Annotated in this window: 15 protein-coding genes; 5 read left to right on the top strand and 10 right to left on the bottom strand. The window is 67.5% G+C overall.

The genetic code is table 11. From position 1 onward, the window contains the following. Nucleotides 1–5 precede the first annotated feature (5 nt). Nucleotides 6–266 (bottom strand): glutaredoxin 3, encoded by a 261-nt coding sequence (gene grxC / locus DFS13_RS16640; protein ID WP_006477722.1) that lies wholly within the window; start codon nt 264–266, stop codon nt 6–8. Continuing rightward, nucleotides 263–685 carry a rhodanese-like domain-containing protein gene (locus DFS13_RS16635; protein ID WP_006481558.1) on the bottom strand — a complete coding sequence of 141 codons (423 nt, stop codon included), beginning with the start codon at nt 683–685 and terminating at the stop codon, nt 263–265. The genes grxC and DFS13_RS16635 overlap by 4 nt, the downstream gene beginning before the upstream one ends. A gap of 136 nt (nt 686–821) precedes the next feature. Here DFS13_RS16635 and gpmA point away from each other — a divergent pair, with 136 nt between their 5' ends. The 3 genes from gpmA (at nt 822) to DFS13_RS16620 (ending at nt 4,213) form a co-directional block, all read left to right on the top strand. Next, a complete protein-coding gene (gene gpmA / locus DFS13_RS16630; protein ID WP_006481562.1) occupies nt 822–1,568 on the top strand; it encodes a 2,3-diphosphoglycerate-dependent phosphoglycerate mutase in 747 nt (248 codons plus the stop codon). A 234-nt stretch (nt 1,569–1,802) separates the two neighbouring features. Beyond that, on the top strand, nt 1,803–3,356 hold the full coding sequence (locus tag DFS13_RS16625; RefSeq protein ID WP_006487071.1) for a S41 family peptidase: 1,554 nt from the start codon (nt 1,803–1,805) through the stop codon (nt 3,354–3,356). Nucleotides 3,357–3,460: 104 nt separating this feature from the next. After that, on the top strand, nt 3,461–4,213 hold the full coding sequence (locus tag DFS13_RS16620; protein ID WP_006487067.1) for a molybdopterin-synthase adenylyltransferase MoeB: 753 nt from the start codon (nt 3,461–3,463) through the stop codon (nt 4,211–4,213). 67 nt (nt 4,214–4,280) lie between these two features. Here the strand turns inward: DFS13_RS16620 and ptsP are convergent, their stop codons facing one another. From ptsP to DFS13_RS16585, 7 genes are all read right to left on the bottom strand, one after another. Continuing rightward, a complete protein-coding gene (gene ptsP, locus DFS13_RS16615; protein WP_006487070.1) occupies nt 4,281–6,053 on the bottom strand; it encodes a phosphoenolpyruvate--protein phosphotransferase in 1,773 nt (590 codons plus the stop codon). 201 nt (nt 6,054–6,254) lie between these two features. Further along, nucleotides 6,255–6,524, bottom strand: a complete 270-nt coding sequence (locus DFS13_RS16610; protein WP_006477716.1) for an HPr family phosphocarrier protein — start codon at nt 6,522–6,524, stop codon at nt 6,255–6,257. Nucleotides 6,525–6,597: 73 nt separating this feature from the next. Beyond that, nucleotides 6,598–7,068, bottom strand: a complete 471-nt coding sequence (locus tag DFS13_RS16605; RefSeq protein WP_006487073.1) for a PTS sugar transporter subunit IIA — start codon at nt 7,066–7,068, stop codon at nt 6,598–6,600. A 237-nt stretch (nt 7,069–7,305) separates the two neighbouring features. Further along, entirely contained in the window at nt 7,306–8,262 is a 957-nt protein-coding gene (gene gshB, locus DFS13_RS16600; RefSeq protein WP_111441890.1) for a glutathione synthase, read from the bottom strand. A gap of 25 nt (nt 8,263–8,287) precedes the next feature. Further along, the gene (gene gshA / locus DFS13_RS16595; RefSeq protein WP_006477713.1) at nt 8,288–9,577 is read right to left on the bottom strand and encodes a glutamate--cysteine ligase; all 1,290 of its coding nucleotides are present in this window, start codon (nt 9,575–9,577) and stop codon (nt 8,288–8,290) included. Between the two features lie 243 nt (nt 9,578–9,820). Then, nucleotides 9,821–11,332 carry an ammonium transporter gene (locus DFS13_RS16590; RefSeq protein WP_006499054.1) on the bottom strand — a complete coding sequence of 504 codons (1,512 nt, stop codon included), beginning with the start codon at nt 11,330–11,332 and terminating at the stop codon, nt 9,821–9,823. A 37-nt stretch (nt 11,333–11,369) separates the two neighbouring features. Further along, nucleotides 11,370–11,708, bottom strand: a complete 339-nt coding sequence (locus DFS13_RS16585; RefSeq protein ID WP_006398175.1) for a P-II family nitrogen regulator — start codon at nt 11,706–11,708, stop codon at nt 11,370–11,372. Between the two features lie 355 nt (nt 11,709–12,063). Here DFS13_RS16585 and DFS13_RS16580 point away from each other — a divergent pair, with 355 nt between their 5' ends. Further along, the gene (locus tag DFS13_RS16580) at nt 12,064–12,315 is read left to right on the top strand and encodes an accessory factor UbiK family protein (protein ID WP_006489451.1); all 252 of its coding nucleotides are present in this window, start codon (nt 12,064–12,066) and stop codon (nt 12,313–12,315) included. Nucleotides 12,316–12,580: 265 nt separating this feature from the next. Further along, nucleotides 12,581–14,185, top strand: a complete 1,605-nt coding sequence (locus tag DFS13_RS16575) for a YifB family Mg chelatase-like AAA ATPase (protein ID WP_111441889.1) — start codon at nt 12,581–12,583, stop codon at nt 14,183–14,185. Between the two features lie 332 nt (nt 14,186–14,517). Here DFS13_RS16575 and DFS13_RS16570 read toward each other — a convergent pair whose 3' ends face one another. Beyond that, complete coding sequence (locus tag DFS13_RS16570) at nt 14,518–15,090, bottom strand: hypothetical protein (protein ID WP_006499056.1); 573 nt, start codon at nt 15,088–15,090, stop codon at nt 14,518–14,520. Nucleotides 15,091–15,171: the final 81 nt, after the last annotated feature.

The following is a 15,171-nucleotide window of genomic DNA, read 5'->3' as shown; positions in this document are numbered from 1 at the left end:
CCTAATCAGGCCGCTTGCAGAAGCGGCACGAGGCCGCCTTCGCGGTCGAGCTTCGACAGATCGTCGTAGCCGCCGACGTGCGTGTCGCCGATATAGATCTGCGGCACCGTGCGGCGCCCCGTGCGCGTCATCATTTCCTCGCGGCGGGCCGGATCGCGATCGATCAGCACCTTTTCGATCTGCTCGACGCCGCGCAGCTTCAGCAGGCGCTCGGCCTGCATGCAATACGGACACACCTGCGTGCTGTACATCAAAACCTTGTTCACTTCGCCACTCCTTGTTTGACGACCGGCATCCCGGCCTGCTGCCAGGCGGCCACGCCGCCTTCGAGCACGTGCACCTCGGCGTACCCCGCCGCCTCGACCTCGCGCGCCGCCTTCTGCGACTGCTGGCCGTTCTGGCAGACGAGCAGCACCGGGGTGCTCTTGTTCTTCGCGACCTGCGCAATTTTCGCGCCGATCTCGCCCGCCGCGACCTGACGCGCCGACGGCAGGTGGCCGGCGGCGAAGTCGGACGCGGCGCGCAGGTCGATCACGACCGCGTTGCGGCGATTGATGAGCTGCGTCGCCTCGGCGGCCGACAGGCCGCCGCGGCCGCGGCGCAGGGCCGGCCATGCGAGCAGGCCGCCGGAAACCAGCAGGATCGCGATAAGGGCCAGGTTCGTGTAATTGGTAAAGAACGTCACGGAATGCCGCCGGAAAAAGAGAAATCGGATGAGGACAATCCCGCCATTATAAAATAACCGTCTTGCGCGATGTCGGGCCCCGGTTCGGTCCCGTGCGACGCGCCCCGCTTCCCTATCACTACCGACCGCAAGATCCATGTACAAACTCGTTCTCATCCGCCACGGCGAATCGACGTGGAACAAGGAAAACCGCTTCACCGGCTGGGTCGACGTCGACCTGACCGAACAGGGTCGCAACGAGGCCTACCAGGCCGGCGAATTGCTCAAGGAGGCCGGCTATACGTTCGACATCGCGTACACGTCGGTGCTCAAGCGCGCGATCCGCACGCTGTGGCACGTGCAGGACAAGATGGACCTGATGTACCTGCCGGTCGTCCATTCGTGGCGCCTGAACGAGCGCCACTACGGTGCGCTGTCGGGCCTGAACAAGGCGGAAACGGCCGCCAAGTTCGGCGACGAGCAGGTGCTCGTGTGGCGTCGCAGCTACGACACGCCGCCGCCCGCGCTCGAGCCGACCGACGAACGCGCGCCGTTCAACGACCCGCGCTACGCGAAGGTGCCGCGCGAGCAGCTGCCGCTCACCGAGTGCCTGAAAGACACGGTCGCGCGCGTGCTGCCGCTGTGGAACGAGTCGATCGCGCCGGCGGTGCGCGCCGGCAAGCAGGTGCTGATCGCCGCGCACGGCAACTCGCTGCGCGCGCTGATCAAGTACCTCGACGGCATCTCGGACAGCGACATCGTCGGCCTGAACATCCCGAACGGCGTGCCGCTCGTCTATGAGCTCGACGAAAACCTGAAGCCGATCAAGCACTATTACCTCGGCGACCAGGAAGCGATCGCGCAGGCGCAGGCCGCCGTCGCGAAGCAAGGCAAGGCGGGCTGACGCCCGGCGCGGCGTGCCCGGCCCCGGTCGCCCGCTGCACGCGCTGCACGCCGCGCGAACCTTCACGGCCCCGCTGCGGTCGAACCCGCTTTCGAACCGCAGCGCCCCCGCCGGGGCCTCTGCGGCCTTTTCGACGCTTTTCGCGCCGTTCCACTGAGTTATCGGACGAACAGTTATACTTGTCCGCTACATCCCCGCTACCGCCACGCGCTTCCCGACCGCACCAGACTCTCTATGCGAATGAATTTGAAGAACATCGGCCTGATTGCCGCGGGCCTCGCCACGGGCGTGTTCGCCACGCTGCAGGTTTCCGCATCGGCCGAGCAGACCGCCACGGCGCCGCTTCCCCTCGACCAGCTCCGCCTGTTCGCGGAGGTATTCGGGCAGATCAAGCGCGAGTACGTCGAACCGGTCGACGACAAGAAGCTGCTGACGGCGGCGATCAAGGGCATGGTGTCGAGCCTCGATCCGCACTCGTCATTCCTCGACAAGACCGACTATGACGAGCTGCAGGAGCAGACGAAGGGCCGCTTCGCGGGTCTCGGCATCGAGATCTCGCAGGAAGACGGCCTCGTCAAGGTGATCTCGCCGATCGAGGACACCCCCGCGTTCCGCGCCGGCATCCGTCCGGGCGACCTGATCACGCGCATCAACGACAAGCCGGTGCGCGGCATGACGCTCGACAAGGCCGTCAAGCAGATGCGCGGCGAGCCGGGCACCAAGGTCACGCTGACGATCTTCCGCAAGAGCGACGACCGCACGTTCCCGGTCACGGTCACGCGCGCGATCATCAAGGTCCAGAGCGTGAAGATGAAGATGCTCGATCCGGGCTACGCGTATGTCCGCATCACGAGCTTCCAGGAGCGCACGACGCCCGATCTCGCGCAGAAGCTGCAGGACATCGCGCGCCAGCAACCGAACCTGAAGGGCCTCATCCTCGACCTGCGCAACAACGGCGGCGGCCTGCTGCAGAGCGCGGTCGGCGTGGCCGGCGCGTTCCTGCCGCCCGACTCGGTCGTCGTGTCGACCAACGGCCAGATCCCCGATTCGAAGCAGGTCTACCGCGATACGTACGACAACTATCGCCTGCCGTCCTTCGACGGCGATCCGCTGAAGAACCTGCCGCCGATCTTCAAGACCGTGCCGATGATCGTGCTGACGAACGCGTATTCGGCGTCCGCGTCGGAAATCGTCGCCGGTGCGCTGCAGGATTCGAAGCGCGCGCAGATCATGGGCAAGACGACGTTCGGCAAGGGTTCGGTGCAGACGGTGCGCCCGATGACGGCCGACACCGCGCTGCGTCTGACCACCGCGTACTACTACACGCCGAGCGGCCGCTCGATCCAGAACAAGGGCATCACGCCGGACGTGCCGGTCGATCAGTACGCGGACGGCGATCCGGACGACGTGCTCGTGACGCGCGAGGTCGACTACACGAACCACCTCGCGAACACGCAGGATCCGAACGAGAAGAAGGAGCAGGAAGAACGCGAACAGCGCCGGATGGATCAGCTGCGCATTCTCGAAGAGCAGAACGACAAGAAGACGCCGGAGCAACGCCAGAAGGATCGCGATCGCAAGCCGATCGAGTTCGGCAGCGCCGACGACTTCATGATGCAGCAGGCGCTCAACAAGCTCGAAGGCAAGCCGGTCCAGGAATCGAAGTCGCTGCTCGCCGAGAGCACGACCAAGAGCCCGGCCGCGAAGGCGGCGACGGCGTCGAAGGCATCGGGCGCAAGCGCCGCGAAGCCGGCTTCCGCACCGAAGCCCGCATCCGCGCCGAAGTAAGCGCCGGCCGGCATCGAACGGGCCATCGCGGGAAGACCGCGATGGCCCGTTTTTCATGCGCGCCTAAAATAACGAACGTCCGCCCGCCTCGCTCACGACTCCCCATGAACGACGATCAACTCCTTCGCTACTCCCGCCACATCCTCGTCGACGAGATCGGTATCGAGGCGCAGCAGCGCTTTCTCGATGCGCATGCGATCGTCGTCGGCGCGGGCGGCCTCGGCTCGCCGGCCGCGATGTATCTCGCGGCATCCGGAGTCGGCACGCTCACGCTCGTTGACGCCGACACGGTCGACCTCACGAACCTGCAGCGGCAGATCCTGCACGTGACGGCCTCGGTCGGCCGCAGCAAGGTCGAGTCGGGGCGCGACGCGCTCGCGCAACTGAACCCCGAGGTGACGGTGAACGCGGTCGCGGAGCGCGTCGACGATGCGTGGCTGGACGCGCACGTGCCGCATGCGAGCGTCGTGCTCGACTGCACCGACAACTTCGCGACGCGGCACGCGATCAATCGCGCGTGCGTCGCGCACGGCGTGCCGCTCGTGTCGGGCGCCGCGCTGCGCTTCGACGGCCAGATCAGCACGTTCGACTTCCGCGACGCGGCCGCGCCCTGCTATGCGTGCGTGTTCCCGGAAGACCAGCCGTTCGAGGAAGTCGCGTGTTCGACGATGGGCGTGTTCGCGCCGACCGTCGGGATCATCGGCGCGATGCAGGCGGCCGAGGCGCTGCGCGTGATCGGCGGCATCGGCAAGACGCTCAACGGCCGGCTGATGATGCTCGATTCGCTGCGGATGGAATGGACGACGATGAAAATCGCGCGCCAGGCCGACTGCCCCGTGTGCGGGGGTCGGCACTGACGCGCGACGGGCATGCGCTGGACGCGCATGCGTGACACTTCGCTACAGTTGGCGGCGACGAAAACGCCTACGCGGCCGCGTCCGCCCGCGGCTCGGCGACCGACAGCCGCTGCAGCGCCGCCTGCACTTCCTCCGGCTCGAACGCGGCCAGCACGTCAGCCGTCGGCTTTTCGAGCGCCTTCAGGTGCGCGCGCAGGATCTCCTGCTTCACGACGAGCAACTGGCTCGGGTGCATCGAGAACTCGGTGAGCCCCATCCCGAGCAACAGGCGCGTGAGCGCCGGGTCGCCCGCCATCTCCCCGCACACCGACACCGACACGCCCGCGCGCTTCGCTTCGCGCAGCGTGTACGCGATCAGATGCAGCACGGCCGGATGCAGCGGGTCGTACAAGTGCGCGACCGCGTTGTCCGCGCGATCGATCGCGAGCGTGTACTGAATCAGGTCGTTCGTGCCGATCGACAGGAAGTCGAAGCGCTTCAGGAACAGCGGCAGCGCGATCGCCGCGGCCGGGATCTCGATCATCGCGCCGAGGCGCACGTTGGGATCGTATGCGAGCCCCGCGTCGTCGAGCTGGCGCTTCGCCTCGCGGATCAGGTCGAGCGTCTGGTCGATCTCCTGCGCATGCGCGAGCATCGGGATCAGGATCTTCACCTGGCCGAACGCGGACGCGCGCAGGATCGCACGCAACTGCGTGAGGAACATCTGCGGCTCGGACAGGCTCCAGCGGATCGCGCGCAGCCCGAGCGCCGGGTTCGGCGCCGTTTCGTAGCCTTCGTCGAGCGCCTCGAGCGGTTTATCGGCGCCGACGTCGATCGTGCGGATCGTCACCGGCATGCCCTTCATCCACTCGACGGCCCGCTTGTACGCGGCGAACTGCTCCTCCTCTTCCGGCATCTCCTTCTGATGCATGAACAGGAACTCGGAGCGGAACAGGCCGACGCCGACCGCGCCGGCCTCGACGGCCGCCTTCGCGTCGTCGGGCAGCTCGATGTTCGCGTACAGCTCGATCTTCGTGCCGCACAACGTTTGCGTCGGCGAGAACTTCAGGCGCTGCAGCTTGCGTTGCTCCAGCAGCTTCTCGGACTGGCGGTACGAATATTCCTCGAGGACGATCGGCGCCGGATCGACGATCACGATGCCCTGGTCGCCGTCGACGATGATCAGGTCGTCCTGGCGGATCAGCGAGCTCGCATGCTGCACGCCGACCGCGGCCGGAATGCCGAGACTGCGCGCGACGATCGCCGTGTGCGACGTGCGCCCGCCGAGATCGGTGACGAACGCCTGGAACGACTGCGTCTTGAACTGCATCATGTCGGCCGGCGCGATGTCGTGCGCGACGACGATCATGTCGTTCGTGCCGTTCCTGGCCGCGCCGTCGAGCGCCTGCGACGCGGACGGCGCACCGGCGAGCGCCTTCAGCACGCGCTCGACCACTTGCTCGATGTCGGCCTTGCGCTCGCGCAGGTACTCGTCCTCGATGTCGTCGAAATGGCGCGTCAGCAGTTCGAGTTGCTCGGTCAGCGCCCATTCGACGTTGTAGCGGCGCGTGCGGATCAGGTCGATGGTTTCCTGCACGAGCATCTCGTCGCTCAGGATCATCGTGTGGACATCGATGAATGCGCCGACTTCGCTCGGGGTGTCGTCGGTCAGGTCGGCGCGCAGCGCTTCGAGCTCGCGACGCACGACGTCGAGCGCCGTGCGGAATCGCTCCACTTCGGCGTCGATCTGGTTGGCCTCGATCAGGTAATGGGCGACGTCGAGCGCCGCCGGCGCGATCAGATACGCTCGCCCGATCGCGATACCTCGTGAGACGGGAATGCCATGCAGCGTGAAGGACACGCGCACCTCCTCTGTACAAGTAAAGCCGCGGCACACTGCTGCGATGCGCTTATGACCCCGGTTAGCGATTATAAATTCCGCGACTCCCTGCTGACTGCATGCAGCGCAGCATTGCGCATTCCGCATCAATGCTTCCGACGAAAAAAATGCCGCGAGATCCGCGGCATTCTGACTGGAAACGGCAATGATTCCGCGTGGCGATCACTGGCCTTCGCCGAACTTGTCGGCGATCAGCTTCAGCAGCGCGTCCATCGCTTCCCGCTCGTCGGGCCCTTCGGTTTCGATCGTCACGGTGCTGCCGATGCCGGCCGCCAGCATCATCACGCCCATGATGCTCTTCGCATTGATCTTGCGCCCGTTGCGTGTCATCCAGACTTCGGACTGGAAGTTGCCGGCCAGTTGCGTAAGCTTGGCCGATGCGCGCGCATGGAGCCCCAATTTATTGACGATGGTGGTTTCTTGTTGAAGCATGATTCTCGGTCGGGTCGGTCTGGACCGCCGGCGGCACGCGTCGGCAGGTCGGTCTAAAACGGAAAACGGCGGCTCAGTGCGATTCGGTGCGCGGTTGCGGCTCCGGCGGAATCGGCGCGCACTGGCCGCAGCCGGTTTCCGTCGGCGGCGGCGGCGTGCCGGACGACACCTCGTGGACGCCCTTCGCGCCGCCGGACAGCGCCTTGTCGACCAGCTTGTCGAGCGGCACGGTGCGGTAGCAGACGGCTCGCACGAGCATCGGCAGGTTCACGCCGGCCAGCACGCGCACGTTGTCGAGCTTCGCGAGCTGGCCCGCGATGTTCGCGGGCGTCGCGCCGTACATGTCGGTCAGTACGACCACGCCGTTTTCTTCCCGCAGCCGCGCGAGTTCCGCGTGCGCAAACGCCATCACTTGGGTCGGATCGCTGTCCGCCATCACGTCGATACAGCCGATGCGGGCAGGTACGCCGCCGTAGATGTGCGCGATACAGTCCCGCAGCGCGGTGGCGAGCGGGGCGTGCGCGATGATCAGGATCCCGGCCATGTCAGATCGCTCCCGGCCGCCCCTGGCGGGCCGATACCCCGCGGCGGGGCAATGAGCGTAGCGAGTGTGGGGAACGTTTCATGTTCAGCCTTGCAACAGTGTCGGCCCGACCGCCGGGCCTTCGGTGCGCCGATCACGGCACCGGGCGAGCGGGCATTGTAGCAGGCCGGTCAAGCTGCTCCGGCGACGGGGGACCTGCGCGGCCGCCGCCGGGGTTGCGCGGGAAACGGGTCGGGCCTACGCGGCCGCACGCTCCAGCGCGTCGATGAACATCGCGGCAACGTCGAAACCCGTCTGCTCCATGATCTCGCGGAAGCACGTCGGGCTCGTGACGTTCACCTCGGTCAGCCAGTCGCCGATCGCGTCGAGCCCGACCAGCAGCAGCCCGCGCGATGCGAGCACGGGCCCGAGCGTGTCGGCGATCTCGCGGTCGCGGGCCGTCAGCGGCTGCGCGACGCCGAGCCCGCCCGCGGCGAGATTGCCGCGCACCTCGCTGCCCTGCGGAATCCGCGCGAGCGAATACGGCACCGGCTCGCCGCCGATCAGCAGGATGCGCTTGTCGCCGGCCTTGATCTCGGGAATGAACTTCTGCGCCATCACCGAGCGCGTGCCGTCGTGGCTCAGCATCTCGACGATCGAACCGAGGTTCATGCCGTCCGGCTTCACGCGGAACACGCCCATCCCGCCCATCCCGTCGAGCGGCTTCAGGATCACGTCGCCGTGCTCGGCGTGGAACGCGCGCAGCCGTTTCGCGTCGCGCGTGACGAGCGTCGGCGCGACGAACTGCGGAAACTCGCCGATCGCGAGCTTCTCCGAATGGTCGCGGATCGACTGCGCCTTGTTGAACACGCGTGCACCCGCGCGCTCGGCCAGCTCGAGCAGCCACGTCGACGTCACGTACTCCATGTCGAACGGCGGATCCTTGCGCATCAGCACCGCGCCGAACGATTCGAGACGGCGCGCGTCGACCGGGCCCGCGTCGAACCAGGTGCCGCGATGCAGGTCGTCCAGCTCGCCGACGAACGTGATGCGCCGCACGTCGGCCTCGACGGCCGAGCCCGTCCACGCGAGGTGGCGCGGCTCGCACGCGTACACCGCATGCCCGCGCCGGGCGGCCTCCGCCATCATCGCGTAGGTCGAATCCTTGTAGATCTTGAAATGCTCGAGCGGGTCGGCGATAAAAAGAATGTCCATGCGGGTCCTGTACGTAGCGAAGCCGTTACACCTGGATGGCTTCGGGATCGGTCTTTTCCAGTTCGATCGACGACGCGATCAGCGACAGCCGCGCGACGACGCCGTACATGTAGAAACGGTTCGGCGGCGCGGCGCCCGGCTTGGCGCCTGCATCCGGCAGCGCGGTGTGCTCGAAGCCGAGCGGCACGTAGTGCATGCCCGGCGCGTTCAGGTTCTGGTCGCGCTCGCGGCCGCCGTGCGTGCGGTAGAAGCCGCCGACCACGTAGCGGTCGATCATGTAGACGACCGGCTCGGCCACTTCGTCGCCGACGCGCTCGAACGTGTAGACGCCTTCCTGCACGATCACGTCGCGCACCGCGAGGCCGGCCTTCGATTCGGCCATCTGCGCGCGCTCGGCCTTCGTCATGCGGCCGATCTCGGCCGCGTCGTGCACGGTCATCACGCCACGGCCGGCGGTGCCCGCGTCGGCCTTCACGACGACGTACGGCTTCTCGCTGATCCCGTATTCGCGATACTTGCGCGCGATCTTCTTCAGCACGCCGTCGATCGCGTCGGCGAGCGCCTGCTCGCCTTCATGCGCCTGCCAGTCGACGCCTTCCACGTGCGCGAAATACGGATTCACCATCCACGGATCGACGCCGACCATCTTCGCGAACTTCTTCGCGACGTCGTCGTAGCACGAGAAATGCGTCGACTTGCGGCGCACGGCCCAGCCTGCGTGCAGCGGCGGCAGCAGGTACTGCTCGTGCAGGTTTTCCAGCACGGCCGGGATGCCGGCCGACAGGTCGTTGTTCAGCAGGATCGAGCACGGATCGAAATTCTTCAGGCCGAGGCGGCGCTGCGAACGCTCGAGCGGTTCGAGCACGATCTTCTGGCCGTCGGCCAGCGTGATCGGCGTCATGTCGGTGATGCTCGGGTCGAGCGAGCCGAAGCGCACGTTCAGGCCGGCCTGGCGCATGATCGTCGCGAGGCGCGCGACGTTTTCCAGGTAGAACGCGTTGCGGGTCGGCAGCTCGGGAATCACGAGCAGATTCTTCGCGTCCGGGCAGATTTTCTCGATCGCGGCCATCGCGGCCTGCACGGCGAGCGGCAGCACTTCGGACGGCAAATTGTTGAATGCGCCGGGAAACAGGTTCGCGTCGACGGGCGCCAGCTTGAAGCCGGCATTGCGCAGGTCCACCGAACAATAGAACGGCGGGGTGTGTTCCTGCCATTCGAGCCTGAACCAGCGTTCGATCGCAGGCGTCGCGTCGAGGATCTTCTGCTCGAGTTCGAGCAGCGGACCGTTCAACGCGGTAACGAGGTGGGGAACCATGAATCACTCGCGAGCGGGAGAATGAAGATTGTAGAGCAATTGCCTTGCCCATTTGGGGATTGTTCCCGGCTTCGCAAGGATATCGAGGAACTTTTCGGCTATTGACCCGATAGAGTGAAGGGTTATCCGCTACGGCAGCGGGTGACAGGAGAAAAAAAGCCCGCCGGGTGGGCGGGCCGAAGTCGCTGCGCTCATTCGGAGCGGGCGCCGTCGTCGCGGCGGCCCGCCGTTGATTCGTATGACTTATTCCACGTGCTCGCCGTGCAGGATCACGTCGAGACCTTCGCGCTCTTCCTCTTCGGTCACGCGCAGGCCGATCGTCAGGTCGATCAGCTTCAGCAGCACGAAGCTCAGCACGCCGCTGTAGACCAGCGTGATCAGCACGCCCTTGGCCTGCAGCAGCAGGCTGCCGTCGAAGCCGCCGATGTCCTTGACCGCGAATACGCCCGTCAGCAACGCGCCGAGAATCCCGCCGATGCCGTGCACGCCGAACGCGTCGAGCGAATCGTCGTAGCCGAGCTTGGACTTGAGCCAGGTCGCCGACCAGAAGCAGACGACGCCCGCCGCGATACCGATCACCAGTGCGCCCGCCACGCCGACGAAACCGGCGGCCGGCGTGATCGCCACGAGACCCGCGACCGCGCCCGACACGATGCCGAGCACCGACGGCTTACCCTTCGCGATCCACTCGGCAAACATCCAGCCGAGCGCCGCGCAGGCGGTCGCCACTTGCGTGGTCAGCATCGCGAAGCCGGCACGGCCATCGGCCGCGACCGCGGAGCCCGCGTTGAAGCCGAACCAGCCGACCCACAGCATCGAGCCGCCGATCATCGTCAGCACCAGGTTGTGCGGCGCCATCGATTCACGGCCGTAGCCGACGCGCTTGCCGAGCACGAGGCACGACACGAGGCCCGCGATACCGGCGTTGATGTGCACCACCGTGCCGCCCGCGAAGTCGAGCACGCCGTCGGCCGACAGCCAGCCGGTCGGCTCCCACACCATGTGCGCGATCGGCACGTAGACGATCAGCGACCAGAGCGTCATGAACACGAGCATCGCCGAGAACTTCATCCGGTCGGCGAACGCGCCGCAGATCAGCGCCGGCGTGATGATCGCGAACGTCATCTGGTAGACGAAGTAGACCGATTCCGGAATCGTCGTCGCGAGATGGCTGACCGTCAGCGTCGTCGCCTTGTCGCCCTTGATGTAGTTCATGCCGTGCAGGAACGCACGCGACAGGCCGCCGATGAAGCCGTTGCCCGGCGTGAACGCGAGGCTGTAGCCGACCACCGTCCACAGCACCGTGATCACCGCGGTGATCGCGAAGCTCTGCATCACGGTCGCGAGCACGTTCTTCTTGCGGACCATGCCCGCGTAGAACAGCGCGAGGCCCGGGATCGTCATGAACAGCACGAGCGCGGTCGACGTCAGCATCCACGCGGTGTCGCCCGCGCTGATCTTCGACGAATCGACCGAGAACGGGGCGGTGGGCGCGGCCGGGGCGGCCGGCGCGGACGCGGCGGCGGCAGCCGATGCGTCGGTCGCGCCCGAAGCCGGTGCGGCCGCAGCGGCGGTGGCGGATGCGTCGGCGCTCGGCGCCGAAGCGGCCGGTGCGGCGGCAGCCGATGCGTCGGAAGCGGTGGCGGCAGGCGCGGAACCGGCCGCGGCGGACGCCGCGTCGTCCGCGAGCGCGGAGCCGACGCCGGCCGCGATCAGCGAGCCGGCCATCAGCAGGGACATCAGAAGTTTGCGCATCTTGGGTTTCCTCTTGTCGCTTGTCTTGTGTGTTCTGTTACAGCGCGTCCGCGCCCGTCTCCCCGGTGCGAATCCGGATCACCTGTTCGATCGGCGTGACGAAGATCTTGCCGTCGCCGATCTTGCCCGTGCGCGCGGCCCGCTCGATCGCTTCCACCGCCTGGTCGACGAGATCGTCGGACACGGCCGCCTCGATCTTCATCTTCGGCAGGAAATCGACCACGTATTCGGCGCCGCGATACAGCTCGGTGTGCCCCTTCTGGCGCCCGAACCCTTTCACCTCCGTCACCGTGATGCCCGAGACGCCAAGCGCCGACAGCGCCTCGCGCGTCTCATCGAGCTTGAACGGCTTGATGATTGCGGTAATGAGTTTCATGAAGTCCTCTCGCTGGGTTGTCCCGTCGAATGAGTTGGAATGTTGTAACGGACTCTTCTCAGCAACTCGCATGCCATGTTCGTCCGAACACCGTCTCGAAGGGCTTCGAAGCGGGGTCGCATCCCGTGGTGTAAGGCGCGGAAGCCCGGCCGAATGGCCAACATGGCCCGGTTTGCTGGCGCGGCGAAAGGATCGTTGCTAGAGTGCACGCACGTCCCGGATCGCCGGGCCATTCACCCATGCGGGCGCCATGCCCGGAATTCGCGCCCCGCGCGCACCATTTCCGGTCATGCGTGCATCATGGGCACGTACGCAACTGAAGATGCACATTTTTTGTGCAAGGAAGGGAAATCACATGAAGCAACCCAGCGACGTTTTCAACGATCTGCAGTCGCGCGTCAGCGATTTGCTGAAAAACTCGCCGGCCAAGGACGTCGAGCGCAACGTGAAGGCCATGCTGTCGCAAGGCTTCTCGAAGCTCGATCTCGTCACGCGCGAGGAATTCGACACCCAGGCACAGGTGCTCGCCCGCACCCGCGTGCGCCTCGAGGAACTCGAAAAGCGCGTCGCGGAACTCGAGCAGAAGCTCGCCGCCCCGCAGGCCTGACGCCCCACCCGGCCAAACGGTCCGGGCGCGGGCCGCCTCGTGCGGCCCGCGCCCCCCACCCCCGAAGCCGGTCCCGCTCTTCGTCGTCCGTCGTTCTTCGCAGCACCCTCCGCTCTTCGCAGTCCATCGCTCTTCGCAGTACGTCGTTCCGCAACACCTCGTTCTTTCCCCCGCGCCACGCCGGCAAGCGCGCACCCGATTCCTCCGATTCCCGCGGCATGCGGCCCCGAACGGCCGTCGTCCGCCCGTTCACAGGAGCCTCGCCATGTCGCTCGCCGTGGTGCGCAGTCGCGCGCCCGCCTCCGGCCGCGCGCCGGACGTCACCGTCGAAGTCCATCTCGCCAACGGATTGCCGTCGTTCTCGATCGTCGGGCTGCCCGATCTCGAAGTCCGCGAAAGCCGCGAGCGCGTGCGCGCCGCGCTGCAGAACTGCGGATTCGAATTCCCGGTACGCCGCATCACCGTCAATCTCGCGCCGGCCGACCTGCCGAAGGAATCGGGCCGCTTCGACCTGCCGATCGCGCTCGGCATCCTCGCCGCGAACGGCCAGATCCCGGCCGACGCGCTGGCCGGCCGCGAATTCGCGGGGGAGCTGTCGCTGACGGGCGCACTGCGGCCGATGCGCGGCGCGTTCGCGATGGCGTGCGGCGCCGCGCGGGACTGGCGTGCGGCGGAATCCGGCGCGGGCCTCGCCGGCGGCCCGAGCCCGGATTCCGGCGCCGCGCGCGATTCCGTCGCGACCTCGCGGCCGCCCGAGCTGTACCTGCCGCTCGACAGCGCCGCCGAGGCCGCGCTCGTGCCGGGCGTGACCGTATTCGGTGCGCGCGACCTGCCCGCGCTGTGCGCGCACCTCGCGGATGCGCCGGACGGGCGGCTCACGCCGGTCGCGGCGCCCTGTCTCGACGGCCTGCCGGCGCCCGCCGCGCCCGACCTCGCGGACGTCGTCGGCCAGCGCGGCGCCCGGCGCGCGCTGGAAGTCGCGGCCGCGGGCGGCCATCACATGCTGATGGTCGGGCCGCCCGGCGCCGGCAAGTCGATGCTGGCCGCGCGGCTGGCCGGGCTCCTGCCGCCGCTGACCGACGACGAGGCGCTGACCTCGGCCGCGCTGCTGTCCGCGAGCCGGCTCGGCTTCTCGCCCGCGCAGTGGCGCCGCCGGCCGTTCCGCGCGCCGCATCACTCGTCGAGCGCCGCCGCGCTGGTGGGCGGCCGCAATCCGCCGCAGCCGGGCGAAATAACGCTCGCGCACCTCGGTGTGCTGTTTCTCGACGAACTCCCGGAATTCGACCGGCACGTGCTGGAAATGCTGCGCGAGCCGCTGGAAGCCGGCCGCATCACGATCTCGCGCGCGGCCCAGCAGGCCGACTTCCCCGCCGCGTGCCAGTTGATCGCCGCGATGAACCCGTGCCCGTGCGGCTGGCACGGCGATCCGTCCGGGCGCTGCCGCTGCTCGCCGGACGTGGCCGCCCGCTATCTGCGCAAGCTGTCGGGGCCGCTGCTCGACCGCATCGACATCCAGATCGACCTGCCCGCGCTGTCGCCGGCGGAACTCGCGACCCGCGCGACGGCACCCGGCGAGCCGAGCGCGGCGGTGGCCGCCCGGGTCGCACAGGCGCGGGCGCTGCAGCTCGATCGGCAAGGCAAGACGAATCACATGCTGAGCGGCCGCGAAACCGACGACCTGTGCCGGCCGACCGACGAAGGCGAGCGGCTGCTGCGCGAGGCCGGCGAGCGCTTCGGCTGGTCGGCGCGCGCGTATTTCCGCGTGCTGAAAGTCGCGCGGACGATCGCCGACCTGGCCGGCGACCCGCTGCCGACGGCCGCGCAGATCGCCGAGGCGATCCGCTACCGGCGCGCGCTGACGGCGCTGTGAGCGCCCCAGGAGGACAAAATCAGGCTGTCAAGACTTGACTTATGCACAATTTCGCGAATCCGGCCCCGGTTCGCGACTCGCCGCGGCCTTTGCCGGACGGAATTCGTATCCCGTTGTTTTGATTGATTTTTCTCAAAGGGCGTACGGACGACCAAACGGGCCGGAAGGCCGTCCGGCGCGGCTCTGCGGGAAATGCGCGCGACTTTTCAACAAAGTTATCCACATGCGCTGTGGATAGCCGAAAAACCCTCGCAAAATCCGGCGATTAGCGTCGAAAGCTGCGAACGAACTTTCAGTTGTCACAGTGTGTCCGGGCGCCGCGCCGGCCGTCGTCAATCGAGCTTGAACGAGCCGAAAAACTGGTCGAGTTGCTCCTGCGCGAGCGGCCCGTCGGCGATCACGACGGCCTGGTACGCATGCCGGCCGCGCGCGGCGAGCCGCGCGACGATCGTCTTGCGCGCGCGATCGCCGCCGGCGGCGGCGCCCGTGACGCGCAGCTCGAGCCCGTTCACCGCGCCGCCGGCCGCGAGCGGCACGGGCACCGACGCCGTCTGCGGCACGCCCTCGAGGTTGCGCGACAACCCGGCGCGCAGGAAGTCGAGCGCCGCGCGGCGCGTGTCGTCGCGGTCGTCGGGCAGCGTCAGCGTGCCGACCGCGAACACCGCGCCGTCGACGTGCGCGGCCTGCATCCGCATCGGCATCGACGCGCCGCCGAGCGCCACCGGCTGCTGCTCGACGGTCGGCTTCGCCGGCAGGTCGATCGTATAGCCGGCGTCGTTGTGCAGCGTGCGCCAGTCGTACGACGGCGAGCACGCGGCCAGCGCGGCGCTCAGGCAGGCGAGCGCGGCGAAGTGTCGCAGCGGGCGAAAAAGGGGGCGCAACGAATCGGTGACTTCCTTCGGCATGGCGTGGATCGCGGCAGGCAAAACGGCCATTATCCGCCGAACCTGACAACCGGGATGCGGGGCCGCCGCCGGTGCGCGCGC

The organism is Burkholderia sp. 28_3 (genome assembly GCF_003253915.1).
In the GTDB taxonomy this organism is placed as follows: Bacteria; Pseudomonadota; Gammaproteobacteria; order Burkholderiales; family Burkholderiaceae; genus Burkholderia; species Burkholderia cenocepacia.
Note: the sequence above shows the minus strand (reverse complement) of the source record. Positions and strands in the feature narration are given on the sequence as shown.